The 24,103-nt window shown below is 75.0% G+C and carries 25 protein-coding genes; 15 read left to right on the forward strand and 10 right to left on the reverse strand.

Annotated elements, in window-relative coordinates:
• Nucleotides 1-166 precede the first annotated feature (166 nt).
• From ABT048_RS02315 to ABT048_RS02325, 3 genes are all read left to right on the forward strand, one after another.
• The gene (locus ABT048_RS02315) at nucleotides 167-1,519 is read left to right on the forward strand and encodes a hypothetical protein (RefSeq protein WP_350519408.1); all 1,353 of its coding nucleotides are present in this window, start codon (nucleotides 167-169) and stop codon (nucleotides 1,517-1,519) included.
• 125 nt (nucleotides 1,520-1,644) lie between these two features.
• Nucleotides 1,645-5,112 carry a right-handed parallel beta-helix repeat-containing protein gene (locus tag ABT048_RS02320; protein WP_350519409.1) on the forward strand — a complete coding sequence of 1,156 codons (3,468 nt, stop codon included), beginning with the start codon at nucleotides 1,645-1,647 and terminating at the stop codon, nucleotides 5,110-5,112.
• Complete coding sequence (locus ABT048_RS02325) at nucleotides 5,109-6,527, forward strand: S8 family serine peptidase (protein ID WP_350519410.1); 1,419 nt, start codon at nucleotides 5,109-5,111, stop codon at nucleotides 6,525-6,527. Before ABT048_RS02320 ends, ABT048_RS02325 begins: the two co-directional genes overlap by 4 nt.
• 146 nt (nucleotides 6,528-6,673) lie before the next feature.
• Here the strand turns inward: ABT048_RS02325 and ABT048_RS02330 are convergent, their stop codons facing one another.
• The 4 genes from ABT048_RS02330 to ABT048_RS02345 all read right to left on the reverse strand — a co-directional run bounded on the left by ABT048_RS02330 (nucleotide 6,674) and on the right by ABT048_RS02345 (nucleotide 11,342).
• On the reverse strand, nucleotides 6,674-8,038 hold the full coding sequence (locus tag ABT048_RS02330) for a MinD/ParA family ATP-binding protein (RefSeq protein WP_350519411.1): 1,365 nt from the start codon (nucleotides 8,036-8,038) through the stop codon (nucleotides 6,674-6,676).
• Nucleotides 8,039-8,182: 144 nt separating this feature from the next.
• A complete protein-coding gene (locus ABT048_RS02335; protein WP_350519412.1) occupies nucleotides 8,183-8,860 on the reverse strand; it encodes an HAD family hydrolase in 678 nt (225 codons plus the stop codon).
• Nucleotides 8,861-8,919: 59 nt separating this feature from the next.
• Nucleotides 8,920-9,873, reverse strand: coding sequence for a DUF4331 family protein (locus tag ABT048_RS02340; protein ID WP_350519413.1), 954 nt, complete (start codon nucleotides 9,871-9,873; stop codon nucleotides 8,920-8,922).
• Nucleotides 9,874-10,076: 203 nt separating this feature from the next.
• Entirely contained in the window at nucleotides 10,077-11,342 is a 1,266-nt protein-coding gene (locus ABT048_RS02345; RefSeq protein WP_350519414.1) for a cytochrome P450 family protein, read from the reverse strand.
• A gap of 348 nt (nucleotides 11,343-11,690) precedes the next feature.
• On the opposite strand from ABT048_RS02345, the gene ABT048_RS02350 reads away from it, so the two are divergent.
• A complete protein-coding gene (locus tag ABT048_RS02350) occupies nucleotides 11,691-12,557 on the forward strand; it encodes a hypothetical protein (RefSeq protein ID WP_350519415.1) in 867 nt (288 codons plus the stop codon).
• A 23-nt stretch (nucleotides 12,558-12,580) separates the two neighbouring features.
• Here ABT048_RS02350 and ABT048_RS02355 read toward each other — a convergent pair whose 3' ends face one another.
• Both ABT048_RS02355 and ABT048_RS02360 read right to left on the reverse strand, forming a co-directional pair.
• Nucleotides 12,581-13,153, reverse strand: a complete 573-nt coding sequence (locus ABT048_RS02355; RefSeq protein ID WP_350519416.1) for a YcxB family protein — start codon at nucleotides 13,151-13,153, stop codon at nucleotides 12,581-12,583.
• A gap of 276 nt (nucleotides 13,154-13,429) precedes the next feature.
• Nucleotides 13,430-14,626: an outer membrane protein assembly factor BamB family protein gene (locus tag ABT048_RS02360; protein ID WP_350519417.1), complete on the reverse strand. Its 1,197-nt coding sequence runs from the start codon at nucleotides 14,624-14,626 to the stop codon at nucleotides 13,430-13,432.
• Between the two features lie 280 nt (nucleotides 14,627-14,906).
• On the opposite strand from ABT048_RS02360, the gene ABT048_RS02365 reads away from it, so the two are divergent.
• Together ABT048_RS02365 and ABT048_RS02370 are read left to right on the forward strand one after the other, a co-directional pair.
• A complete protein-coding gene (locus tag ABT048_RS02365) occupies nucleotides 14,907-15,101 on the forward strand; it encodes a hypothetical protein (protein ID WP_350519418.1) in 195 nt (64 codons plus the stop codon).
• A 59-nt stretch (nucleotides 15,102-15,160) separates the two neighbouring features.
• On the forward strand, nucleotides 15,161-15,541 hold the full coding sequence (locus tag ABT048_RS02370) for a S24/S26 family peptidase (RefSeq protein WP_350519419.1): 381 nt from the start codon (nucleotides 15,161-15,163) through the stop codon (nucleotides 15,539-15,541).
• A gap of 18 nt (nucleotides 15,542-15,559) precedes the next feature.
• On the opposite strand, the gene ABT048_RS02375 is transcribed toward ABT048_RS02370, so the two are convergent.
• Complete coding sequence (locus ABT048_RS02375) at nucleotides 15,560-16,840, reverse strand: ankyrin repeat domain-containing protein (RefSeq protein WP_350519420.1); 1,281 nt, start codon at nucleotides 16,838-16,840, stop codon at nucleotides 15,560-15,562.
• A gap of 107 nt (nucleotides 16,841-16,947) precedes the next feature.
• Here ABT048_RS02375 and ybiA point away from each other — a divergent pair, with 107 nt between their 5' ends.
• A complete protein-coding gene (ybiA, locus tag ABT048_RS02380) occupies nucleotides 16,948-17,391 on the forward strand; it encodes a riboflavin biosynthesis intermediates N-glycosidase (protein ID WP_350519421.1) in 444 nt (147 codons plus the stop codon).
• Nucleotides 17,392-17,593: 202 nt separating this feature from the next.
• Nucleotides 17,594-18,457 carry an alpha/beta fold hydrolase gene (locus tag ABT048_RS02385; protein ID WP_350519422.1) on the forward strand — a complete coding sequence of 288 codons (864 nt, stop codon included), beginning with the start codon at nucleotides 17,594-17,596 and terminating at the stop codon, nucleotides 18,455-18,457.
• A 69-nt stretch (nucleotides 18,458-18,526) separates the two neighbouring features.
• Here ABT048_RS02385 and ABT048_RS02390 read toward each other — a convergent pair whose 3' ends face one another.
• Nucleotides 18,527-18,733, reverse strand: coding sequence for a DUF397 domain-containing protein (locus ABT048_RS02390; protein WP_350519423.1), 207 nt, complete (start codon nucleotides 18,731-18,733; stop codon nucleotides 18,527-18,529).
• Nucleotides 18,718-19,560 (reverse strand): helix-turn-helix domain-containing protein, encoded by an 843-nt coding sequence (locus ABT048_RS02395; protein WP_350519424.1) that lies wholly within the window; start codon nucleotides 19,558-19,560, stop codon nucleotides 18,718-18,720. Before ABT048_RS02395 ends, ABT048_RS02390 begins: the two co-directional genes overlap by 16 nt.
• Nucleotides 19,561-19,678: 118 nt before the next feature.
• Here ABT048_RS02395 and ABT048_RS02400 point away from each other — a divergent pair, with 118 nt between their 5' ends.
• The 4 genes from ABT048_RS02400 (at nucleotide 19,679) to ABT048_RS02415 (ending at nucleotide 20,959) form a co-directional block, all read left to right on the forward strand.
• On the forward strand, nucleotides 19,679-19,882 hold the full coding sequence (locus tag ABT048_RS02400) for a hypothetical protein (protein ID WP_350519425.1): 204 nt from the start codon (nucleotides 19,679-19,681) through the stop codon (nucleotides 19,880-19,882).
• Nucleotides 19,882-20,130 carry a hypothetical protein gene (locus ABT048_RS02405; protein ID WP_350519426.1) on the forward strand — a complete coding sequence of 83 codons (249 nt, stop codon included), beginning with the start codon at nucleotides 19,882-19,884 and terminating at the stop codon, nucleotides 20,128-20,130. The genes ABT048_RS02400 and ABT048_RS02405 overlap by 1 nt, the downstream gene beginning before the upstream one ends.
• Before the next feature lie 77 nt (nucleotides 20,131-20,207).
• Nucleotides 20,208-20,675, forward strand: coding sequence for an NUDIX domain-containing protein (locus tag ABT048_RS02410; RefSeq protein WP_350519427.1), 468 nt, complete (start codon nucleotides 20,208-20,210; stop codon nucleotides 20,673-20,675).
• Between the two features lie 161 nt (nucleotides 20,676-20,836).
• A complete protein-coding gene (locus ABT048_RS02415; protein ID WP_350519428.1) occupies nucleotides 20,837-20,959 on the forward strand; it encodes a hypothetical protein in 123 nt (40 codons plus the stop codon).
• A 106-nt stretch (nucleotides 20,960-21,065) separates the two neighbouring features.
• On the opposite strand, the gene tnpA is transcribed toward ABT048_RS02415, so the two are convergent.
• Nucleotides 21,066-21,482, reverse strand: coding sequence for an IS200/IS605 family transposase (gene tnpA, locus ABT048_RS02420; protein WP_350519429.1), 417 nt, complete (start codon nucleotides 21,480-21,482; stop codon nucleotides 21,066-21,068).
• 25 nt (nucleotides 21,483-21,507) lie between these two features.
• Here tnpA and ABT048_RS02425 point away from each other — a divergent pair, with 25 nt between their 5' ends.
• The 3 genes from ABT048_RS02425 (at nucleotide 21,508) to ABT048_RS02435 (ending at nucleotide 24,083) form a co-directional block, all read left to right on the forward strand.
• On the forward strand, nucleotides 21,508-22,734 hold the full coding sequence (locus ABT048_RS02425) for an RNA-guided endonuclease InsQ/TnpB family protein (protein ID WP_350519601.1): 1,227 nt from the start codon (nucleotides 21,508-21,510) through the stop codon (nucleotides 22,732-22,734).
• Between the two features lie 22 nt (nucleotides 22,735-22,756).
• On the forward strand, nucleotides 22,757-23,020 hold the full coding sequence (locus ABT048_RS02430; RefSeq protein ID WP_350519430.1) for a winged helix-turn-helix domain-containing protein: 264 nt from the start codon (nucleotides 22,757-22,759) through the stop codon (nucleotides 23,018-23,020).
• Nucleotides 23,021-23,153: 133 nt separating this feature from the next.
• Nucleotides 23,154-24,083, forward strand: coding sequence for an ATP-grasp domain-containing protein (locus tag ABT048_RS02435; protein ID WP_350519431.1), 930 nt, complete (start codon nucleotides 23,154-23,156; stop codon nucleotides 24,081-24,083).
• Nucleotides 24,084-24,103: the final 20 nt, after the last annotated feature.

Consider the following 24,103-nt stretch of genomic DNA (forward strand, 5'->3'; position numbering starts at 1 on the left):
GGGTGACCACTCCACCCCGTCGCGCCCCGCAGTCGCCGCGCGCCACCCGCTGAACCCGCCGGGCCGCCCCGGCCGTCGGTCAGGAGAGGGGCCACTGCGCCGCGACCGGTGAGGCCGGTGCGGGCCGCCCCTGTCGGGTGTCGTCGTCGAGGGCCAGGAGGCCTGGGTGGGCAAGGTGCGCAGCGGCCGGGAGAGTCAGCCGTCGGGCGGGGGTATCCAACTGCCCGCCGTGGCCTGGGCCGTGCCCGAGCCGGCCGAGGAGTCCGGGAAGCCGGCGGAGGGCGCGCCCCGCGCCGAGGAGCAGGCGCCCGCGGCGGTGGGCGCCGCCGGGCCGGTGCCCGCGGCGGTGGGCGCCGCCGGGCCGGTGCCCACGATCGGGACCACGGCCGCCCGGGCCGCGGTGGCGGGGCGCTCCCGCGCCGGGGTGAGCGCCGAGCCCGCACCGGCGGGGGCGGCCGAGGAGGAGGGCGGCCAGCGCCGCATCCCCAAGCCGATGGTGGCCGCCGCGGTGATCGCCGGCCTGGTGCTGGTCGGTGTGCCGCTGGGCGTCTCCGGGTTCGGCGGGAACGGCCCCGGCACGCCGGGCGCCGACGGCCCGCCGCCCGGCGGGTACTCCCAGCCGGACGGCGGCGACGGCTACGTGCCGGGCGCCGACACGCCCGGCAACCCGCCCGGCGACCAGCCCCTGCAGCCGGGCCAGGACGGGCAGCCCGCCCAGCCGGCCGGCGGACCGCCGCCCGGGGAGGGCGTCGTGCCCGCCGCCGCCGGAGCCGCCGCGGCCGCCCTGCCCTTCGCCGCCCCGGCCCCCGACCCGGGCCAGGGCGCACCGTCGGCCGGCCGCCCCGCCACCGGCGGCGCCCCCGCCCAGGCGGGCGCGCCCGCACCGGCCCAGGGCGGCGGCCAGGGCGCCGCGCCGGGCACCGGCCAGGGCGCCGGCGCGCCGAAGACCCAGCCCCAGCAGCCGCCCGCCGCCCAGCAGCCCCCGGCCGCCCAGCCCCCGGCCAAGACCACCCAGCCGGCCCCGCCGCCCCCGCCCACCTACAACGCCGTGGCGGGCCCCGGCTGCGGCGGCTCCACCTCCATGCAGCTCAACGGCTGGTACGACAAGGGCCAGGAGGGCTGGCGGAAGAACTCCGGCGGCTACACCGGCGACGGCTGCAGCGGCGGCTTCACCTCGGTGCCGATGTCCGGCGACGCGAACGACGACAAGAGCAACACGGTGGTGTGGACCTTCAACACCGGCTCGCTCACCACCGGCACCTGCAACCTGTCGGTCTACGTGCCCAACGGCGACCTCAAGGCGGTCGGCGGCGCCCCGACCTACTACACCGTGCAGAACCGGACCTTCCAGGTGAACCAGGTCGCCAGCAGGGGCCAGTGGGTCTCCGCGGGCACCTTCCCGCTCAGCGGCGGCAGGATCGCCGTGGTGCTGCACAGCCGCGGCGAGGACTGGAAGGGCGGCACCGTGACCTACGCCCACCACGCCGCCTCCGCCGTCAGGGCCAACTGCACCGGCTGACCCGGCCCGTCCCGCCCCGCCCCGGCGGGCCCCGGCCCGCCCCGCCCCGGCGACCCGCACCACAGCACCACAGCACCACAGCACCACAGCACCACAGCCCCACGAACGACGGAGGAGAACGCCCCATGACCCGCCACGTGCTGACGGTCTGTGCGGAGCCGAGCGACGGCGGCTACCGCACGATCGGCGCCGCCCTGGAGGCGGCCCGCAGCGGAGCGGTCATCAGCGTCCGCCCCGGCCGCTACGAGGAGAACCTGGTGATCACCAAGATGGTCACCATCACCGCGGAGGAGGCCCGCGGCAGCGTCCGCGTCTCCCCGCGGCGCGGCGCCGTCGTCCAGGTCGTCGCCGAGGCCGTCCAGCTCACCGGCCTCGTCCTCCAGGGCCAGGACGAGGAACTGCCCACCGTCGACGTCCCCCGCGGCCAGGCCGCGCTCCAGGACTGCGAGGTCGCCGGCAACTCCTGGACCGCCGTCCTCACCCGCCAGCAGGGCTCGCTCGCCATGCGCGGCTGCCGCGTCGTCAACCCCGCCGGCGCCGGCATCGTCGAGACCTCCACCGGCACCAGCGTCATCGAGGACTGCGTCATCGAACACCTCGGCAGCTCCGCCGTCGTCATCGGCGAACGCGCCAACCCCGTCGTCCGCGGCTGCGTCATGCGCGACGCCCGCGGCAACGGCGTCTGCGCCAACGGCGAGGGCCGCGGCTCCATCGAGGACTGCGAGATCTCCGCCACCGACAAACCCGGCATCGCCCTGGAGGAGAACAGCACCACCCGCGTCCTGCGCACCACCGTCCGCGACGCCTCCATCGGCGTCTACGTCTCCTCCGCCGCCCAGGTCCTCCTGGAGGACTGCACCGTCAGCGCGACCCGCGGCCACGGCCTGGTCCTGGCCGGCGGCACCGACCCGCTGGTACGCCGCTGCCGCACCGTGCGCACCCGCGGCCACGGCATCCACGTCACCGGCCGCTCCCGCGGCCGCTTCGAGGAGTGCGAGGTCTCCGCCGCCGAGACCACCGGCATCCTGGTCGACGAATCCTCCAGCCCCGCCCTGACCCGCACCGCCGTCGCCGACAGCGCCGGCGCGGGCGTCGAACTCACCGGCGAGAGCGCCGCCGAGTTCGACCGCCTGGAGGTGCGCGGCGCCGCCGGACCGGGCGTCAGCGTCCGCGACGGCGCCAACCCGCTGCTGCGCCGCCTGGACGTCGCCGAGGTGCACGGCCACGGCGTCGAGGTCCTGCGGGAAGGCCGCGGACGGCTGGAGTCCTGCGTGCTGTCCGCCACCGGACAGGCCGCGCTGCACGTCGCCGACGGCGGCAACACCCAGGTCGGCGGCACCACCCTGCGCGGCGGCCCGCCCGCCGCCGGCCCCGGCAAGGCCACCGCGGTCACCGGCGTCGAGGTCGGCCCCGGCGGCGTCGCCTCCCTGCGCGACTGCGACATCGCCGAATGGACCGGCGAGGGCGTCCTGGTCGAGGACGGCGGCGAACTCACCATGGCCCGCGGCCGGGTGCACGGCAACCGCCGCCACGGCGTGCTGCTGGGCCCGGGCAGCCGGGCCGCGCTGACCGGCTGCGAAGTCACCGACAACGCCGGCGACGGCCTGCGCGTGGACTCCGAGGAACCCGTGCGGATCACCGGCTGCACCGTCGCCGGCAACCGCGGCTCGGGGCTGCGCCAGACCAGGGCCGGCGGCCGGCTCGCCGTGCAGGACCTCACCAGCCGCGACAACGGCCGCGCCGACAGCCACGGCACCGCCGGCGCCGGAGCCGGAGCCGAGGACGGCCCCGCCGCCGCCCGCCCGGCCGGCGCCCCCGGCGCCCCCGGTGACACCGGCCACGGCCCGGCCGGCCACGACGACACCGCCGACCCGGCACCGGACCCGGCCGCCGCCCCGCCGCCGCCCGAGCCGGAGGGACCGCAGGCCGCCCTGCAGGCCCTGGTCGGCCTGGAGGGCGTCAAGGAACAGGTCGCCACCCTGGTCAACCTCAACAAGCTGGCCCGGCGCCGCGAACAGGCCGGGATGCCCGCCCTGCCGATGGGCCGCCACCTGATCTTCGCCGGGCCCCCCGGCACCGGGAAGACCACCGTCGCCCGCCTCTACGGCGCCATCCTCGCCGAACTCGGGGTGCTGCGCGACGGCCACCTCGTCGAGGTCGCCCGCGCCGACCTGGTCGCCTCGATCGTCGGCGGCACCGCGATCAAGACCACCGAGGTCTTCCAGTCCGCGCTCGGCGGCGTCCTGTTCGTCGACGAGGCGTACGCGCTGTCCGCCGGATCCGGCGGCACCGGACCGGACTTCGGCCGCGAGGCCATCGACACCCTGGTCAAGCTGATGGAGGACCACCGCGACGACGTGGTGGTGATCGTCGCCGGGTACTCGGACGAGATGCGCGACTTCCTCGCCTCCAACCCCGGCCTGGCCTCCCGCTTCAGCCGCACCGTCGAGTTCCGCAACTACGCGCCCGAGGAACTGGTCACCATCGTCGAACGGGCCGCCGCCGCCCACGGCTACGAACTCGACGCCGCCGCCGTCGACGCGCTCGGCACGCACTTCACCCGCATGCCCAAGGGCGCCGACTTCGGCAACGGCCGCGCCGCCCGCAAGGTCTTCGAGGAGATGGTCGACCGGCAGGCCTCCCGGCTCGCCGGACTCGCCGAGGTCACCGACGCCGACCTGCCGCTGCTGCTGCCCGAGGACCTCGGCGCCGAGGCCGCCGCCGCGGCCCGCGCCGACACCGGCGCGGCGGGCGCCGACGGCGGCGGGAGCACCGCACTGCTGGAACAGCTGCGCTCGATGGTCGGCCTCACCGCCGCCAAGGAACAGGTCGAGAACCTGGTCAACCTGATCACCCAGGTCCGCCGCCGCGAACAGGCCGGACTGCCCACCGCGAAGATCAGCCACCACCTGGTCTTCGCCGGCCCGCCCGGCACCGGCAAGACCACCGTCGCCCGGCTCTACGGCGAACTCCTCGCCGAACTCGGCGTCCTGCCCGGCGGCCGCCTCGTCGAGACCGCCCGCGCCGACCTCGTCGGGCGCTACATCGGCCACACCGCCCAGCTCACCCGCGACGCCTTCGAACGCGCCCGCGGCGGCGTCCTGTTCATCGACGAGGCCTACACCCTCACCCCGCGCGGCGGCGGCTCCGGCGGCGACTTCGGCCAGGAGGCCGTCGACACCCTGATGAAGCTCATGGAGGACCACCGCGACGAGGTCGTGGTGATCGTCGCCGGCTACCAGGAGGAGATGCAGGGCTTCCTCGCCTCCAACCCCGGCCTCGCCTCCCGCTTCTCCCAGCAGATCGCCTTCGACCACTACAGCGCCGACGAACTCGTCACCATCGTGCGGCTGCAGGCCGAACAGGCCGGCTACGTCTGCGCCCCCGAGACCCTCACCGCCCTGGCACAGCTGTGCGAAGCCGTCCCGCGCGACCGCACCTTCGGCAACGGCCGCTTCGCCCGCCAGACCCTCGAAGCGATGATCACCCGCCAGGCCGGCCGCCTCGCCCGGCTCGACATCGGCGACGTGTCGGAGCTGAGCCTGCTGCTCCCGCAGGACATCCCCGCACTGCTCCAGCGGAGCGGCGCGTGACGGGCGGTCGCCCCCGTCCGCGCCGCGCCGGGCCCCTCCCGGCGACGGCCGCCGCCGCACTGTGCTGCGCCGTCCTGCTGGCGCCGGCCACCCCGGCCGGCGCCGCCCCCGGCGCCCCGGCCCCCGGAGCCCCGGCCCCCGGCGCCCCGCTGCCCGGCGCCCCGGTCGCGGGCGTCCCCGTCGCCGGCACACCCGCCGCGCCGGGCACCGCCCGCCCCGGCCCCGCCCCCTCCGGCGGCGACGCCGCGCTGCCCGTGATCGGGCAGAACCGGGGCACCGGCCGCCCGGACGGCTGCGTGAAACCCTCCGACAAGGACACCGACCGGATGCCCTGGGCCCAGGCCTTCCTGCGCCCCGAGACCGCCTGGCAGCTCGGCCGCGGCGCCGGCGTGACCGTCGCCGTCGTCGGCTCCGGCGTCGACCCGGCCTCCGGCGTCCTGGGCGAGCGCCTGATGCCGGGGCCGCGCGAGTACGGCGACGGCGGCTCCACCCGCGACTGCGTCGGCCACGGCACCTTCCTGGCCGGGCTGATCGCCGCCCGCCACCGCGACGGCGTCGGCTTCACGGGCATCGCCCCCGAGGCGCGGATCCTCGCCGTCGCCGTGACCGACGACGCCGGGAACACCACCGCCGCCCTGCTGGCCAAGGGCATCCGCGACGCGGCCGACGGCGGCGCCCGGGTGATCGCGGTCGCCCTGCCCGTCGCGGCGGGCAACGAGGACCTGGCCGGCGCGGTCCGCTACGCCGACGGCAAGGGCGCCCTGGTGGTCGCCCCGGCCGCACCCGACCAGGGCGGCGGCCCCGGCGCCGCCCAGGCCCCCGCGCAGGTGCTCACGGTGTCCGACCTGGCCCCGAACGGCGCCCCGCCCGGCGGCGGTTCGGACTCCGGTGGGTCCGGTGGGTCCGGTGGGTCCGGCGGCTCGGGCGGCTCGGGCGGTGCCTCCGGCGGGTCCGGACGCATCGACCTGGTGGCCCCCGGGGACGCCATGATGAGCGTCGGACCCGGCGGCAAGGGCTACTTCACCGGCTCGGGCCCCAGCTTCGCCGCCGCCGTGGTCGCCGGCACCGCCGCCCTGGTCCTCGGCTACCGGCCCGACCTCGGCCCGGCCCAGCTGAAGGACCGCCTCACCGCCACCGCCTACCACCCCGGCACCGCCCTGCCCGACCCTCGCCTCGGCTACGGCACGGTCGACCCGGCAGCCGCCGTCGGCGCCCCCGCACCCGCCCCCGCGCTGTCCGCCCGCCCGGCCCCGACCACGGCCGCACTCCGACCGCCGCCCCCCGACCCGGCCGGCCGCGAGGCGATCATGACGGCGGGCGCCGTCCTCACCGCCGTGGCCCTGATCACCGGCACCGCGCTGGTCTGCACGGCCGGCCGCCGCCGCGCCTGGCGCCCCGGCCGCTGGCAGGCCTGACCCCCGGGACCCGGGAGCCCGACCCGGGCCGAGGCGGGCCGGGCGGGGCGGGCGAGCGCACGCTCCGCCCGGCCTCCGGACGCCCATGACGACGCGCCCCCGGCCGACATGACGTCCCGTCGCGTGACCGGCGTCGAACGCGGCTGCTAGCAGGCGGGAACGGGCCCGCCCGCGAGGCCCGAGGGCTGCGCGAGGCCCGCCGGGTGCACGGACTGCACCGGGTGCACCGGGTGCGCGGGGTGTGCGGCGCCGAGGTTCATCCCCTCGGCGACCGCGGCGGCGAGTTCGAGGTGGGCGCGGCGGGTGCGGTGACGCAGCTTCGCGGGGTCGAACGTCCCGCCGAGGGCCAGGTGTTCGTCGAACGGCAGGACGACCGCGGCCCGGCACAGCCGCTCGAAGTGCGCGACCATGTGCTCCGCCTTCACCGCCCGGCCGGTGCCGCGGACGCCGGAGATCAGGGTCACGCTGCGCTGTGCCAGCGCGCCGTACCCGTTCGCGTGCAGCCACTCCAGGGTGGCGCCGGCGCCGCTCGCGCCGTCGATGCTGGTGGTGGCGGCGATGACCAGCTGGTCGGCGAGGTCGAGCACGGCGCTCATGGAGCCGTGCAGCAGGCTGGTGCCGCAGTCGCTGAGGACGATCGGGTACTGGCGGGCGAGGAGGTCGACCAGCTGCCGGTAGTCCTCGCCGCCGAAGCCGGTGGCGACCGCCGGGTCCGGGTCGTTGGCCAGGACCTCCAGCCCGCTGGCGGTCAGTGAGGTGAAGCGGCGGATGTCCATGTAGCCGGTGATCGAGGGCGCGGCGGCCAGCAGGTCCTGGACGGTGGCCGTGGTCTCCCGGCGGACCCGCCGGCTGAGGGTGCCGGTGTCCGGGTTGGCGTCGACGGCGATCACCTTGTCGGACCGGGTCTCGGCGAGGACGGAGCCGAGGGCCAGCGTCGCGGAGGTCTTGCCCACCCCGCCCTTGAGGCCGACGACGGCGATCCGGTAGGAGCGCTGCAGCGGCGTGCGGATGACGGCCTCCAGCCGTTCGCGCTCGCCCCGGCCGAGCGCGGCGCCGAGGCCGATCCCGCGCAGGCCCCGCCGCGCTGCGGGCGCGGCGGGTGCGTTGACCGCCTGCGCGTGCGGCGCGTGCGGCGCCGCCTGGACCGGCGGCGCCGCCTGGAGCGCCGGGGCCGCCTGGACCGGCGCAGCGGGATGGACGGGCGGCGCGGGCGGCACGGAGAGGAGCAGGGCCGACTGCGGCTGCGGCAGGTGTTGCGGCGGCAGGTGTTGCGGCGGCTGCGGCGGCGGGGGCGGTGCCTGCGGGGGGAGTGCGGCGGGCAGCGGCCGGGCCTCCGGGGGCACCAGCACCGTGCCCATGGCGTCCAGCGGCCCGTGCCACCGCGGTCCGGTCTCCGGCAGGGGCGCGGCCTCCGGCCGGGGTGACACGGGCCCGTACGCGGGGGCGAGGTCCCAGTCCGCGTCCTGCTCCAGTCGCCGTACCCGCTCGATGACCGTGTGGTCGCCCGCCACGCCATCGCCTCCTGTCACTACGTGTGCCCGGCCCCCGCCAACCTCCTCAACGGCCCGGGGCGGCGAACCCGTTCAATGCCGGGGCCCGCGGCCCCGGGCAGGCCGGAGGAGGGAAGGGGCCGGCGGGGGAGCCGGGCGGCGCCGTCAGGGCAGCGGCTGGTCGGCCGCCGCGGCGACCAGGGCGGGCAGTTCGCGCATGTCGGCGAAGGTGCGGGTGCCCGGCCCGGCGAGCCAGTGTTCGGGGGTCAGCCCGCCGTGGAAGCCCAGCGACCGCATGCCCGCCGCGCGGGCGGCCGCGACGCCGTACTTGCTGTCCTCGACCACCAGGCAGGCGGCCGGCTCGACGCCCATCGTCGCCGCGGCGTGCAGGAACAGGTCGGGGGCGGGCTTGCCGCGCTCCACGTCCTCGGAGCTGAAGACCCGTCCGGCGAAGCGCGGCAGCAGACCGGTCCGCCCGAGGGTGGCGCGCAGCCGCGAGTGGCTGCTGGAGGAGGCCACGCAGTCCGTTGTCCCGGCGCGCTCCAGCTCCGCCAGCGCCGCCGTCACCCCCTCCACCGGGGCGAGTTCGGCGGCGAACGCCTCGTCGTACAGGTGCTGGAAGCGCTTGTCCCACCCGGGCTCCAGCACGACTCCCGCGTGCGCCTCGACCTCGGCGGTCATGTAGGCGTGCGAGCGCCCGAGGAAACGTTCGACGATCTCCTCCTGCGTCAGCGGCCACCCCACCGCTTTCAGCACCTGCTCGTCCACCCGGACCGCCAGGCGTTCGCTGTCGAGCAGCACGCCGTCGCAGTCGAAGATCACCAGTTCGACGGGAAGGGACATGCCCGTCACCCTACGGGCCGCCGTGCGCACCTCGGCGCCCGGGGTGGCGGGCGCCCGGCTCAGTGCGGGTGGCCCAGGTACGGGAAGGCGGGCAGCAGGTCGGTGTGCGGGCCGATGTGATCGGTGGGCACCGTCCCGTCGGTGAGCATCGACAGCCGCGCCGACGTGACGTCGTCGCTCAGCGTGCGCCCGTTCGGGTACCCGGCCGGGCGGGCGCGGTCGTAGCGCAGGACGTCCGGCAGCACGATCCGCAGCTGCGCCTCGGCCGCGTCCGTGGTGTACCCGCCGAAGTGCTGCAGCCTGGCCGTCCACGGCTCGCGGTAGGTCTGCCAGTCCTCGGCGGGCTCGCCGGCGTTGTACGCGTCCTTGACGTCCTCCTCGTTGAAGTACGCCGTCAGCGACGGGTGCGCGCCCCGGTCCACCGACACCAGCCGCCCGTCCCTGCGCACGCTCACCCGCGCCCACACCCCGATCTGCGGCGCCGCACCGAACTCGGCGTCCGGCGCCTCCAGCACGATCCCGAACACGTTCTTGTCCGCGCCCCAGTCCACCCCCGTCCACCGGAACTCGTGCACGATCCCGTCCAGGTCCGCGAAGAACGGGTCGCTGCGCAGCCCCGCGCTCACCCGGTACGGGCCCGCCTCCACCACGGCCGGGGTGCCCGTGAAGCTCACCGGCGCCCCCGACACCAGCGGCTCGCCCGTCGCCTCGTGCCCGCGCGCGCCCTCACCGGTGGCCCGCCGCACCGTCATGGTCTGCGCCCCGTCCACCGGTTCGGAGAACGTGAAGCTGAACGCGAGGTCGGCCCGGTTGTCGCCGTCGGTGTCGACGTTGATCCGGTACACCGCCTCCGGGTGGAAGGCCTGCCCGCCGGTCGGCGCGACCGGGTTGACGTTCATGATCAGCACGGTGCGGCCCGGCTCCGGCGCGGCGAAGGCGAACAGGTCGGTCAGGTCCAGGCGCGCGTCGCCGTCGGGCGAGCGCAGGTTCGGTCCGCTGAGGTGGTGCGACAAGAGGGTCTCCGGCTTCGAGTGCGTGCGTACGTGCCTCGGGTGCTCCGTACGGATGGCCCCGCCCCTGCCGCCATTGCTAGCACGACCGCCCGGCCCGGGCCCGCCCGCTGCTCCGCGCGGGTCAGGCCCCGCCGGGGGGAGCCGGGGGAGCCGGGGGAGCCGGGGGCGGGTGGGCGAGCCGGGGGTGGGTGGGCAGGCGCTGCTCAGGGGGCCGTCGGCGCCTGCTCGCCGAGCAGCACCGGCAGCGCGTGGTGCCCGTTGGAGATCATCGACTCGACCGGCCGCAGCTCGGTGCCCGGCGCGAGGGCGAGGTCGGGGAAGCGCTCGAAGAGCCTGCGCAGCGCGGTGCGCCCCTCCAGACGGGCCAGCGGGGCGCCGAGGCAGAAGTGCGGGCCGTGGCCGAAGGCGAGGTGGTCCTTGGCCGGGCGGGTGACGTCGAAGGCCGCGCCGCTGTCACCGTGGCGGGCGGGGTGGCGCCCGGCGGCGGCGTAGGAGCCGAGGATCGCCTCGCCCCGGGGGATGGTCACGCCGCCGGGCAGCTCGATGTCCTCGACGGCGTAGCGCAGCGGCAGGTGCGCGACCGGGGCGTCGCGGCGCAGCGCCTCCTCGACCACGTCGTCCCAGCCGGCCTTGCCCGCGCGCACCAGGGCGAGCTGGTCGGGGTGGGTGAGCAGGTTCGCGATGCCGTTGTCGATCAGGTTGACGGTGGTCTCGTAGCCGGCCGAGACGATCAGCAGCAGGGTGTCGCGCAGCTCCTCCTCGGTCAGGGCGCTGCCCTCGCCGCCCTCGCCGCCCCCACGGCCCGCGCCGTCCTCGCTCTCGGTGTCGCGGGCGGCGATCAGCAGGGAGGTCATGTCCTCGCCCGGCTCGCGGCGCTTGGCGGCGATCAGTCCCTCCAGCATGGCGAAGAACTCCGCCGCGTTGGCCGCGGACTCCTCGGGGGTGAGGGTGGTGTCGAAGACCCGGTCGACGCGGGCGCGGAAGCGGTCCTTCAAGTCGTCGGGCAGGCCCAGGAGTTCGGCGATCACCCGGATCGGCAGCGGGTAGGCCAGGCGTTCGCGCAGGTCCACCACCGTGTCCGGACCGGCGGCGGCGAGGTCGTCCAGCAGGGCGTCGGTCAGCTGCTCGACGCGCGCGGCCAGTGCGCCGACCTGGCGGGCGGTGAACGCGCTGCCCACCAGGCGGCGCAGCCGGCGGTGGTCGGCGCCGTGGGCGGTGAACATGTTGCGGGCACTCACCCACAGCGCCAGCGGCCAGGTGGGGACCACCTCGGCGAAGGCCGGCCAGTGCAGGAGCGGGTCCTTGGAGACCCGGGGGTCCTTGAGCAGGCCCTCCAGCACGTCCGGGTCGGCCACCGCCCAGGCCTTCACCCCCAGGATGTCGACGGGCGTGGCGGGGCCGCGCGCGTGCAGCTCGGCGGTCTCGGCGTCGCGGTCACGGCCGGTCGGGTCCAGGACGAGACGGTCCACGGGGCTCCTCCACTGGTGCGGTCGCCGGTGCGCTCACCGGCCGGGGTCGCTGGTACAGGTCGCTGGCGCTGATGCTGGTCGCTGGTGCGGGTCGCTGGTGCTGGTCACCGTTCTGCGGCCGCTGCTGCGGGGTCGCTGCCCTGCGGTCACGCGGTGCGGTGACGGAGCGCGCCCGCGCCGGTGCGCTCCGGGACGAGGATGGGGCCCCGGGCCCGCCCGCGTCGAGAGGGCCCCGCTGCCGCCGACGCGCCGACCGGCCGCCGCGCCCGCACCGCGACGCCCTGAACCGCCGGTCCGTCAGGGGTCCGCCGTACGACGGGGATCCGCCCTCTGGTAGGGATGATCACCGTGAACACGAACCACCTCCTTCCCCCCGCCGCCGGAGCCGCCGCGATCCGCCGCCTCACCGAGCCCGGCTACCGCGCGCCGCTGCTGCTGGCGGCCGTGCTGGCCGCCGTGGCCGCGGCACCGGGCGGCTACGCGCACCTGGTCGCGACGCTGCTGACCGCGAGCGCCGGCATGCTCGCGATGCTCCCGCTCGCCGTGGTCCACCTGCTCCCGGCGCCGGTCCTGGTCCTGCTCGCCCTGGCCGCGGCGGCGCCGGCCGCGTTCCCGGCCGTACGGCGCCGGGTGCGGCGCTTCCACCGCCCCGGCAACAGCGCCCTGCTGGGCTGCCTGCTCGCCTCGGGCGCGGTCGTCGCGGGGGCGAGCGTGCCGGGCCTGGACTACGGCTTGTCCGGGGCGGGCCTGGCGGCGCTCGCCGTGCTGCCGTTCGCCTGGACCGTCCGGCAGCTGGTGCTCACCTCGGACGGGCGCACCGCGGACGGGCGTACCGCGGACGGGCGTACGGCCCGCGTCGGGGGCGGCGGGTGGTGGCGCTGGGTGGCCGCGCCGCTGGTGGCCGGCATCGCGGTGCCGCTGGCCTGCTCCGACGTGCCCCGCGAGGCCCGGTTCGCCCTCGCCCGCCCCGCCCTGACCGCCGCCGCCCAGCAGGCCCTCGACGGCGGCACGACCCGCGGCGCCTCGGGCTGGATCGGCGGCCTGCCGATCGGCAACGCCGAACTCGTCGGCGGCGGAGTCAGGTTCACCGTCTCCGGCACCGGCGTGTTCGCCGGCCACGGCTACGCCTACTTCCCCTCCGGCGCCCCCGCGCCCGACGGGTACACCCCGGTCGGCGACCACTGGTACGAGTGGTCGGGGCCCGACCGCTTCTGAACCACCGTCAGCGCCCTGGCGGGTTACTTCGAGCGCACCGCCGAACCCGCGCCGCTGACCGCCGCACCGCTGACCGAAGCGCCGCCGCCCATCGCGCCGCCCGCCGGCGTGGTGTGCCGGGCGAGCAGGGCGCGCAGCGCGTCGGGGGCGGAGGTGGCGCGCTTGGGCAGCACGACCAGGCAGTTGCCGCTGCGGTTCAGCACCACGAACAGGTGCTCGGTCTCCAGCGAGCGCGGCACCCGCGCCCAGGGCATCACGCGGGTGCCGCGCGCGTCCGTGACGCTCACCCCGGTGCCGTCCACCACCGCGCGGTAGCGGCCGCCGCGCCGCTGCGCCCGCCGGTGCGCCGAGAGCACCTGGGAGCGCGGCGCGAACAGCGCCGTGGCCGCCAGCAGGGCCACCAGCCCCACGTCCGACAGGCGCGTCGCGCCGCTCGCGGCCCCCAACGCGCAGCCGAGCGCGGCGACGGCGGCCGGCACCCACACCGCCACCCGCACCACCCGGCCGACGGTGGTGTGCCGGGCGTGGGCGGCGATCGCCTCACGGAAGTCCTCACCCGTGGGCGCGTACGCCAGCTCCATGCGCTCCTGGTCCACCGCGTGCCTCTGCCTCTCCTTGATCCACTGCCCGGAGCGGCGGAGCCTAGCAAACGGCGGCCCGGCCGCGGCCCCCGGCCGGCCCCGTGACCAGCGCATCTCCACGATCCCGCACCCGTACGCCGGGCCCCCGGGCACCGGCCGCCAACCAACGACCGGACGACCGCACGGGCGAGACCGGGAAGGCAACGGGAGTGGGAAGTCGGCCCGTCCGACGTCCCACTCCCGAACACCCCGGCCGGGGACCCCCGGGCCGGGACGCCACGCCCCGTCACATCAGGCCGACGGCAGCGCCCCCAGCGCGTGCAGACCGGTCCGGCTGCCCCGGAAGACCGCCGAACCGGCCGCCGCCAGGAACACCCGGGTGTACTCCGTGTCCTCCCGCAGCCGCTGCGGCTCGTCGCGCCACCGCGCCCGGCCCGTCACCAGGTCGAACGCGAACAGCCGGTCGTCGTTCGTCCCCACGTACACCGTGCCGTCCGCGGCGGCCGCCGAACTCGTCCCGCGCCCCAGACCCCGGGGCACCTGCGCCGTCCACCGCGTCTCGCCCGTGGCCGCGTCCAACGCCACCAGCCGTTCCCCGCTCAGCAGGCACACCGCCCCGTCCGCGACCGACAACGGCCCCGACACCGGCAGCCGTCCGCGCTGCCACAGCACCCGACCGGTGGCCGCGTCCAGCGCGAAGACGGTCGCCGAATCCACCGTCGGACCGTTCTGCAGGACGTGGACGACACCCCGCTCGACGACGGGCGGGGTACCGGTGCCGTCGACCGCCTCCTGCACCCACCGCCGCTCCCCGCTGCGCGCGTCGAACGCGAGCAGCCCCCCGTACCGGCCGCCCGCGAACACCGTCCCCCCGGCCAGCGCCAGCACCCCCGAGGCACCCGGATCGCTGCTCCAGCACAACCCCCCGCCCACCGCGTCGTAGCAGCGCAGCGACGTCCCGTGGGCCGCGAACACCCGGCCCCCACCGACCACCGGCTCCTGCCGCCACGGGAACTCGTCCCAGTCCGGCGCCGCCACCTCCCACCGCGGCTCACCCGACGCCGCGTCCAGGACCTGCACACCCGCCGTGGAGGCCACGCACACCACGCCGTCCCCCGCCGCCAGCGGCCACCCGCCCGAACTCGCCAGCTGCCACCCGTCCGGGCCGTCCGCGGGCGCCGCCGCCCCCACCACCCGGCTCCAGCGCACCGCACCGGTCGCCGGATCCAGCGCCCGCACCCTGCCGTCGTACCCCGAGGCGAACAGCCCGTGCTGCGCCCCGGCGGCCAGTACGACCCGCCCGCCCAGGTCGGGCGAGGCCCACAGCCGCGGGCCGCGCACCTCGCCGCGGCTCGCCCACCAGCCGGTCCCGCCGGCCACGGCGAGCGCGCCGAGGCCCCCGGCGGCGCTCAGCAGCAGCCGGCGGCGGTTGATCGGGGGAGGAGTCGCGGACGGTGTCGGATCGTTCTGCGGGGTATCGGAGTTCACACCGGTCCAGACTTCGTGCACGGACTCGTGGTTCCCGTCGGTCGGGCGGGGGCCGGAAGCCCCCGCGGGCAAGTGAAGCGGCGCAGGTGCCCGTCGGGCTCCCCGGTCCGGGACAACGGCCCCGGCCGGCAATCGGGTTCACTCCGCAGGGGCTGCCGGAAGGAATCACGGGCCGGGCGGTAAACGCCCCGGCCGGCGCACGCCACTTCCCGGCAGCCGCCTCAGGCACCCCGACCGGGGTCCGCCGAGGGCGGGACGCACCGGGAGGTACGCCGCCGTGATGGACCCCGTGACCCTGCTGCTGCTCGGGACCGCGCCCGCCGCGCTGAAGGTCGCCGACACCTACGCCCGGTGCCTGCTGCTGCGCGCCCGCGCCGAACTGGCCCGCGCCCAGGCGCAGACGGTGCGGACGGCGGGGACGGAGCAGACGGCGCAGGCCCCGGACGCCGAGGCGAACGGCGGCGACGCGCAGTGAGCGGCTCGCCGCCGGAAAACCGGTGGGCCCGGCCGGGCGCCCTCTGCCACGATCGCCGGATGGGTGCGTTGGATGCGGTGGCGGCCAGGGTCGCGGGCGGGGCGACCGTCGAGTTCCGGCCGAGCGGTTCCTCGATGGTCCCCCTGATCCGCAGCCGGCAGCCGGTGCGCGTCGCCCCGGTGGACCCGGCGAAGCTGGAGACCGGGGACATCGTCCTGGCCAGGGTCGCCGGGACGGTCTACCTGCACCTGGTGTCGGCCCTCGACCCGGCCCGCAAACGCGTGCAGATCAGCAACAACCGGGGCCGGGTCAACGGCTGGACGAGCCACGACCGCGTCTTCGGCATCTGCGTCGCGGTCGACGGGACACCCCGGGCCGGCGCCGAGGCCAAGACCGCCCGGGCCGAGACCGCCGACGCCAGGACAACCGCCCCGGAGTGAGAGCGCCCCGAGCGCCCGTCACTCCGACGCAGCCGCGGCCTCCCGCTCGCGGCGGCGCCGCTCGAAGCGGGCGGGCGCGTCCAGGATCCAGGCCCGGGCGGCACGGTCCGCCACCGCCCCCACCCGCCCGGCGCCCTCCACGCAGCGCGGATCGTCACGCTCGGCCAGCCCGAACACCGCCCAGATGCGGATGTCCTGCTCCTCGTCGTCCAGCGCGGCGGCCAGCGCGTCCCCGACCGCGGGCGACGGGTCCTTGCGGTCGGCGAGCTGGTAAACGGCGTCCTCACGCACACCCGCGTCGGGATCGCGGGCCAGGCGCAGCATCGCGTCCAGCCCCTCGGGGCTGTACGTCCACCGCTCCAGGCCGCGCGAGGGCGTGCTCTCCAGCAGAGCCGCCACCCGGGCCCGCACCTGCGCGGCGGGGTGCCCGAGACGGGCGAGGCCCAGCGGCTGGATCCGGGGGTCCGTGAACGGGGCCAGGCCGCCCAGGACCTCGGCCAGGACGTCCGGGTGCTCCTCCGCGGCCCCCCAGTCGAGGAAGAGCTCCAGCGCGCGCCCCAGGAACGGGCTCCGGGCGCCGAGGCGGTAGCCCCCGAGGTGCAGCGAGGCCAGCACCTGCGCACCGAAGCGGCGGCGCAGCGGATCCGGGTGGGCGCGCAGCGCCGCCGCGGCCCGCCACGTCGCGTCGTCCTGCCGGCCCGCGAGGGTGCCGACGATCTGCAACCAGGAGGCGTGCTCCCCGTCCGGATGCTCCAGTGCGCACGCCCGGCCGGCCAACTCCCCGACGCCGGGGCGCAGTCCGAGGTGCTCCTCCAGGACGGTCAGCACGCCGGCATGGCCGTCGTGGACGGCCGGCCCGCCGAGCCGCACCTCGTGGCACCAGCTGACCCCGTCCCGGTCCCGCACCCGGCTGTACTCCACCGGCCCCGAGGCCCCCGTCCGCTCCCGCAGCACCGCGACCGGCCCCCGCTCGTGCCACAGCCGGGCACGCGCCAGCAGTTCGGCACCGGCGGCACCGTCCAGCGGCGCCTCACCGAGCACCTCGATCACGAGAGCGACCGAGCCGCTGTCGACCGCCCGCAGCAGCGCCGTGCTCCCGTCCGGCAGCCGGCGCAGCGCATCCGCACCGGCCTCCACCAGGTGACCGGCCACCGAGGAGTCGAACGCCGCCACCGCCAGGCACAGCGCGGACAGCCCCCGCCCGTCGACGGCCTCCGGATCGGCCCCGCCCGCCAGCAGCACCCGGACCGCATCGTCGTCCCCGCTGCGCACGGCCTCGATGACCGGATCCTCACCCATGCTTCCCCCCACCTGCCACGACCCGCCGCCCCACGACCGGAAACCGCTTGCGGACCCGCCGCACGGCCTGACACCGTGCCCGTTCCCGCGACCCTCACGAGGCCAGGATGACCATCTACTTCTACGGTGCCGACGAAGCCCCCTACGGCTGCTTCTCCAACTTCTCCGCCCACGCCTTCGAACTCGACGGCCACACCTGGCCGACCTCCGAACACTACTTCCAGGCCCAGAAGTTCACCGGCACCCGCCACGCCGACCTGATCCGCCGCGCCCGCACACCCCTGCGCGCCGCCGAACTCGGCCGCGACCCCGCCAAACCGCTGCGCCGGGACTGGGAGCGCGTCAAGGACGACGTGATGCGGCGCGCCGTCACCGCCAAGTTCCGCACCCACGCGGACATCCGCGCGATCCTGCTGGCCACCGCCGACGAGGAGATCGTCGAGGACACCACCACCGACCACTACTGGGGGCGCGGCCGGACCGGCACCGGCAAGAACATGCTCGGCCGGATCCTCATGCGCACCCGCACCCGGCTGCGCGCCGAAGCCTGAACAGCCGGCGCCCGCGGGCCCTTGCGGATGATCTTCGACGGGGTAGGGTGAACGCACGGACGACGGGGGGCCGTTCGCACGCTGCCCGTGTGACTCCGCGCTTGACCCGCCGACGCCTGCCATGCCAGAGGTCCCTGCGGCGGGAGGAGCGGCCACGCGTGCCGCCGGCGCCGCAACGGACCGGAAAGTGAGTCGTAAACAGATGCCACCGACGTTCGTACTGGTCCACGGAGCCTTCGCGAACTCCTTCTCCTTCGCGCCCCTCCAGGCCGAACTCGGCCTCCTCGGACACCGCTCGGTCGCCGTCGACCTCCCGGGACACGGCTTCGCCGCGACCTACCCGCACGCCTACCAGGCGCCGCAGGACCCCGCCGCCCTCGCCACCACGCCCGGCGCCATCAAGGGCGTCACCCTCGCCGACAACGCCGCACACCTCATCGCGGTACTGGAGCGGGCCAAGCGCAACGGGCCCGTCGTCCTCGTCTCCCACAGCCGCGGCGGCATGACGGCCACCGTCGCCGCCAACCGGCGGCCCGACCTGATCGACCGCATCGTCTACGTCTCCGCCTGGTGCCCCGTCGACCTCGACGTCAGCGCCTACTACGCCGAACCCGAGATGGCCACGGTCGACGCCGCCGGCCTGGCCTCGGCGATGGTCGCCAACCCCGCCGAACTCGGCCTGCTGCGCTGCAACTTCCGCACCGCCGATGCCGGCGTCCTGGCGGCCTTCAAGGCGGCCTTCCTCGCCGACGGGACGGACGAGGAGTTCATGGTCTTCCTCAACACCTTCCAGCCCGACGAGAACCTCGACGCCGGCACGTCCGAAGACCGGGCGCAGGCCGACAGCTGGGGGCGGATCCCCAGGACGTACGTCCGGCTGACCGAGGACACCAGCATCCCGCTCGCCATGCAGGACCGGATGATCCGCGAGGGCGACGCACTGACGCCGGAGAACCCCTACGACGTCCGCACGCTCACCGGCAGCCACCTCAAGTGGCTGGTCGACCCGGCACCGGCAGCCCGCGTCCTGGGCGAGGTCGCCGCACTCCTGCCCGAAGCGTCCTGATCCGAACGGCATGAGGGTGAGTGGGAAGTCGGCGGGGCCGACTTCCCACTCCGGTGCGCTGCGGGGTGGTCAGCGGGCGTCGAACTCGCCGCTGCGCACGGCCGTGACGAAGGACCGCCAGGCGGCAGAGGAGAAAACGAGGGCCGGGCCGGAGGGGTCCTTGGAGTCGCGCACGGGCATGACGCCGGGGTAGTCGTCGGCGACCTCGACGCACGTGCCGCCACTACCGCTGTACGAACTCTTGCGCCAGCGGGCGGCACTCAGGTCGACGTCCATTCAAAATCCCTCCGTACCGCGCGGATCATGGCTACCGATTGTGTCTGACTCAGGGCCTCGGCCACGAGTCGATCGTAGTCGTCGGCCAACGCCGTGATCGATTCAGCATCTCGATCGAGGTAGCCGCGCTGCTCAGTCTCGCCGTAAGAGAGCGCTTTGCGGTCGGGCATGGTAAGGAGGTGCACCAGTCGAGTGAACGGCCTGTCCTCGCCCAGCGAATACGGTGCCACCTGAATGATGACCTTGGGTCGCGTGGCCATTTCTTCAAGGTGAAGCAACTGCTCGACCATGACGTCTAGGCCGCCGATGGGCCGCCTGAGGCAGCTCTCGTCGATCACGGCGTGCAGAAGTGGTGGCGGTGTCCGGTCGTAGATGTGTTGCCGGGCGAGCAGGAACTCGATTCGCTCGTGGGCCTGTTCCGGTGTGACGGTGCCTCGCCGAAGGTTGCCCTGTTCCCAGGCGACCGCGTAGGCCCGGGTCTGCAGTAGTCCAGGGATCACGTTGATCTCGAAGAGCCTGATCTTCTCTGCGGCCGCCTCGTAGTTGGCGTACTCGGGGAAGCCCGGCACCAGGGCCGTGTGCTTGGCCTGAAAGTACATCAGCATCAAAGTCCCGCCCGTCTCCAGGACTTCGTCGGCCTTGGCAGCAAATTTCTTACTCGGCGGTCGACGTGCAAGTTCGACGAACGAGACGTACGACGCGCTGACTCCGCACCTGCGGGCGAGCTGGAACTGCTTGAGGCCCTTTGCCCTTCGTGAGTTGCGGAGTTGGACGGCGAAGGGTGCCCAGGGACCGGACTCCGGGTCGATCTCCTTGATGTTCACCATGGCTGCTCCAAATCCACGTTGACCACGAGGTCAAGTTGTTTGCGCTTCCAATGCTAGGTGCCGCCGGGCCACCATATGCACAGAACGTGAAACTCCGATCGCAGAGGGTTCCAATCCCATGTCCGACGACAAGGTGCCCCGCCGCCTCCACGGCTACGGCGTCCGCTTCGACCCCGACGCCCAGTGCTACCGGGTCCGCAACGAGATCAGCGGCGAGTGGCTGCGCCAACCGACCGGTGAGCTCACCGGGTTCACCTTCTTCTCCGACGCCTACAGCGCCTGGCGCCTCTTCGAGGTCCACAAGCGCCCGGGGGAGCGGTGATGGACTCCGTACTGTCCCGCGCGACCGCCGAGCAGCGCCGGCAGGCCGCCGGCGTCCTGGACGACCTGACCACCGTCCTCGCCCTCGGCGGCGTCAAGCTGCCCTCGGTCGAGGTGGACTGGGAGTACGGCCGCCTCACCGGCAACTACCTGATCGACCTCGGCCCGGCCCGCCCGCCGGACCTGCTGCGCGTGGTCGACCTGCTCCGCAAGGGCCTGCGCTACGAGCGTCTGACGCATGACGACTGACCTCCTCGCCCGGTCCCTGTGGTGGGCCTGCTTCGCCGTCGTCCTCCTCGTCGTCCTCAGGAAGTGAGCCTCCCTCGATGCGTGACCCCCGTCTGCTCGCCAAGCCGCCCGTGTGCCGGCTCGGTTGCCACGTCCTGCTCCGCAACCAGCGCGGCGACGTCCTGCTCGTCGACCCGGACTACATGGACGGCTTGATCCTGCCCGGCGGCTCCGCCAAGCCCAACGAGCCCCCGCACCTGGCCGCCGCCCGGCACCTGCACGCCGAGACCGGCATCGTCGCCCGCCTCACCGACGTCACCACGGTCGACTTCACCCCCGCCGACCGCTACCTGGAGCGCCTCAACCTGGTCTTCGACGGCGGCACCGTGCCCGACGACGTCCGCCTCACCGTCCCCCCGCAGAACAGGAGCGGCCTGCACGGCGCGCGCTTCGTCCCCGCCAACGACATCCCCGCCCACATGGCTCCCGCTCAGGCCGCCCGCGTCCTGGAGGCGCTGGCCGGCCGCTCCCTGCCCGTCCTCCTCCACGGCCAGCGCGCCACCTGACAGCGCGCCACCCGCAACCGGCACCCACAGCCGCCCGATCGGGTGACCCGGCGCCCGGTGCCCGCCCGGGTGTCCGGGCCACCGGGGGAGCGGGCGGATAGGTTCGGCGGATCCGGCCCCCGCCGGCCGCCGCATCCGCACCAGGGAGCGCCACCACCGGCATGGACGTCCTCTTCATCACCAGCGTGGCGGCCGTCGTCGCCGACCCGCCGCTGAGCCGCCGGCTGTTCATCGACGCCCTCGGCCTCCCCCTGGAGGGCGAGGGCGACGGCTACCGGGACTAATCGCAGTGCACCGGGCTTCAGCCCGGTGGTGAAGCGATTCTGGGCCCTGCTCTGACCTGTGCGGTGGGCACCCTCCCGCGCTGTTGACGGTGCTCACCGCTGGCGGTCATGCCGGGCGGTTCTGCTGCTCGATGTACTGCCGGACCATCGACAGCGGCGCGCCGCCGACTGATCCGGCGAAGTACGAACCGGACCACAGGCGCTGTGCCTGCCAGTAGTGCTTGACCAGCTCGGGGTACTCCTGGCGCATCCGACGGGAGCTGACGCCCTTGAGGCTGTTGACCAGCTTGGACAGGGCGACCTTCGGCGGGAAGTTCACCAGCAGGTGGACGTGGTTGTTCTCGCCGTTGAACTCGACCAGCTCCACTTCGAAGTCCTGGCAGACGCTCCGCATGATCTCTTCCAGCCTGGTCAGGTGCCGGTCGGCGAACACCTTGTGACGGTACCTCGTCACGAAAACCAAGTGTGCATGCAAGACGAAAGCACAGTGCCGACCAGTGCGAATGTTCTGGTACTCAGCCATAAACCAACATGTTACGGTGATCACCGTGCAGCTCAGGTACAGCTTCCGTGTCTACCCGAACGGACCTCAGCGTTCCGCGCTGGCAAGGGCGTTCGGCTGTGCTCGGGTGGTCTACAACGACGCGCTTCGCGTCCGTGAGACCGCCCGCGCCACTGGGCTGCCGTTCGTCACCTCCGCCGAGCTGGGCAAGCAGCTCACCGCCTCCAAGGCCACTCCCGAGCGCACGTGGCTCGGGGAAGTCTCGGCCGTGGTGCTGCAACAGTCCCTGCGGGACCTGGACACCGCGTACCGGAACTTCTTCGACGGCCTCAAGGGCAAGCGCCCGAAGACGGGAGCACCCCGGTTCAAGTCCCGCCGCGACACCCGGCAGGCGATCCGGTTCACCGCCAACGCCCGATGGAAGATCACGCCGGGCGGTGACCTGTCGTTGCCGAAGATCGGCGACGTGCGGGTGAAGTGGTCCCGAGCCCTGCCGTCCGAGCCATCCACCGTGACCGTGGTCAAAGACAGCGCAGGCCGGTACTTCGCCAGCTTCGTCATAGACACCGACCCCGCCGACGACCTCGGACGCATGCCCGAAACGGACTCCCAGGTGGGGATCGACCTCGGGCTGACGCACTTCGCGATCCTGTCCGACGGCCGGAAGATCGACAGTCCGCGCTTCCTGCGCCGGGCCGAGAAGCGCCTCAAGAAGGCACAGCAAGCCCTCTCCCGCAAGGCCAAGGGCAGCAGCAACCGCGACAAGGCCCGCATCAAAGTCGCCCGCGCTCATGCGCGGGTGACCGATGCGCGGCGCGAGTTCCACCACCAGCTCTCAACCGAGATCATCCGCGAGAACCAAGCGGTTGCCGTTGAGGACCTGGCGGTCAAGGGACTCGCCCGCACACGCATGGCCAAGTCCGTGCACGACGCCGGATGGTCGGCGTTCGTCACGATGCTGGAGTACAAGGCCTCCCGGTACGGGCGCACCCTGGTCAAGATCGGCCGCTTCGAGCCGACGTCTCAGCTGTGCTCGGCCTGCGGCGTCAAGGACGGCCCGAAGCCCCTCAACGTCCGCGAGTGGACGTGCGCAGCGTGTGGGGCCGTCCTTGACCGGGACATCAATGCGGCGGTCAACGTCGCCAAGGCCGCCGGACTGGCGGTATCAGCCTGTGGAGCGCGGGTAAGACCGGGAGCGATCCCGGCACAGCGCGAAGAAGCAGGAACTCGCCGAGACGGTCAGCCGACCGTGGTAGGAATCCCCGGCCTTTAGGCCGGGGAGCGGAAGTCAACCGGTGCGGGGCATCGGCACCCTGTGGGAGCCGGGCCCCGACACCGCCGACCTCGCCCCGGCCCTCGGCGCCACCCGCGCCCTGCTCCTCGGCCTGCTGGAGACCCCGGCGAGCACCCTCGAACTCGCCCGCCGCACCGGCCTGGCCGCCGGCGGCGTCTCCGCCCAGCTGCACAGGCTCGCCGCCGCCGGCCTCGTCGCACCCCACCGCACCGGACGCGTCGTGCTCTACGCCCGCACGAGCCGCGGCGAGGCGCTCTACCGCTGACACGGACCGGGCCCGGCAAGCGGCCACGGCACACGTCTACCCGCCGGTCAGGACACCCCCGGATCCCGGCGCCGGGATCCGGGCGGGTGAAGCGGTCTTGTCCGCCGCGGGGGCAGCGGTTCCAATGGCCGGTATGGCAGTGAGCGAACTCGTCCTGATGACCGATCACAGCTCGACCGAGGGCAGCCGCGATACGCTCGTCGCCGCCGCCCGCCTGCTCACCGGCCGCGATCCCGTCCTGCTGGACGCGCGGCACTTCACCCCGGGCGGCAGCGGCCGGATCCGCACGGACGGCGGGGAGTTGCGGCTGGAGGCCGACGGGGCGGGCGTGACCACCGACAGCGTGCTGGTCTACGAGATCCCGCCGCACCGGCGCCGGGACTTCGAACCGACCCAGCACCGGCTGCGCGAGGCCGGCGCCCGGTCCCTGGGCACGGACGCCGCGGCCTGGCGGGCGGCGACCGAGAAGGACCGCACCGTCGAGTGCTTCACCCGCGACGGCATCGCCCACATGCCGACCGTCACCCTCACCCGGCCCGGCACCCGGGAGGCCGCGGAGGCGTTCGAGCTGCTGGGCTGCGACGTCTGGGCCCGTCCGACGGTCGGCATGGGCGGCACCGACGTCTTCCACATCACCACCCACGCCCAACTCGCCGCCGCCGCACACCACTACGCCCGGGCGGGCACCACCTGGCTGATCGCCCGTGACGCCGGGAACTTCGGGCCGGACGGGCAGCGCCACCAGTACCGCGTCGTGGTGCTCGGCGGGCAGGTCCTGCGGGCGGTCGAGCACGTCCAGCCGGACCCCGACGCGCCGTGCAACGAGAGCCGGGGCGCCGTCTCCACCCGCATGGATCCCGGCGACCTGCCCACCGGCCTGGCCGACCTGGCCGTGTCGGCGGCCAAGTCGCTCGGCCTGCCGTTCGCCGGAGTGGACCTCGCCGCGGAGAACGGCGGCGTCGTCTTCGAGGTCAACGTCCACCCGGCGTTCGGAACGGACGGCGGGCTGGAGACCGTCGCCGTCCCCTACGTCGCCGCCCACCTGGCCCCGGCCCGGCCGTGAGCCCGTGGCCGGACCGGGGC

The organism is Kitasatospora sp. NPDC096140 (assembly GCF_040303045.1).
Taxonomy (GTDB): Bacteria; Actinomycetota; Actinomycetes; order Streptomycetales; family Streptomycetaceae; genus Kitasatospora.

Bases quoted from the DNA above. Each gene is read 5' to 3' on its own strand.
- ABT048_RS02320 (WP_350519409.1), top strand. From the start codon at position 1,645: ATGACCCGCCACGTGCTGACGGTCTGTGCGGAGCCGAGCGACGGCGGC.
- ABT048_RS02335 (WP_350519412.1), bottom strand. From the start codon at position 8,860: ATGTCCCTTCCCGTCGAACTGGTGATCTTCGACTGCGACGGCGTGCTG.
- ABT048_RS02365 (WP_350519418.1), top strand. From the start codon at position 14,907: ATGGACCCCGTGACCCTGCTGCTGCTCGGGACCGCGCCCGCCGCGCTG.
- ABT048_RS02370 (WP_350519419.1), top strand. From the start codon at position 15,161: ATGGGTGCGTTGGATGCGGTGGCGGCCAGGGTCGCGGGCGGGGCGACC.
- ABT048_RS02375 (WP_350519420.1), bottom strand. From the start codon at position 16,840: ATGGGTGAGGATCCGGTCATCGAGGCCGTGCGCAGCGGGGACGACGAT.
- ybiA (WP_350519421.1), top strand. From the start codon at position 16,948: ATGACCATCTACTTCTACGGTGCCGACGAAGCCCCCTACGGCTGCTTC.
- ABT048_RS02385 (WP_350519422.1), top strand. From the start codon at position 17,594: ATGCCACCGACGTTCGTACTGGTCCACGGAGCCTTCGCGAACTCCTTC.
- ABT048_RS02390 (WP_350519423.1), bottom strand. From the start codon at position 18,733: ATGGACGTCGACCTGAGTGCCGCCCGCTGGCGCAAGAGTTCGTACAGC.
- ABT048_RS02395 (WP_350519424.1), bottom strand. From the start codon at position 19,560: ATGGTGAACATCAAGGAGATCGACCCGGAGTCCGGTCCCTGGGCACCC.
- ABT048_RS02400 (WP_350519425.1), top strand. From the start codon at position 19,679: ATGTCCGACGACAAGGTGCCCCGCCGCCTCCACGGCTACGGCGTCCGC.
- ABT048_RS02405 (WP_350519426.1), top strand. From the start codon at position 19,882: ATGGACTCCGTACTGTCCCGCGCGACCGCCGAGCAGCGCCGGCAGGCC.
- ABT048_RS02410 (WP_350519427.1), top strand. From the start codon at position 20,208: ATGCGTGACCCCCGTCTGCTCGCCAAGCCGCCCGTGTGCCGGCTCGGT.
- ABT048_RS02415 (WP_350519428.1), top strand. From the start codon at position 20,837: ATGGACGTCCTCTTCATCACCAGCGTGGCGGCCGTCGTCGCCGACCCG.
- tnpA (WP_350519429.1), bottom strand. From the start codon at position 21,482: ATGGCTGAGTACCAGAACATTCGCACTGGTCGGCACTGTGCTTTCGTC.
- ABT048_RS02435 (WP_350519431.1), top strand. From the start codon at position 23,154: ATGGCAGTGAGCGAACTCGTCCTGATGACCGATCACAGCTCGACCGAG.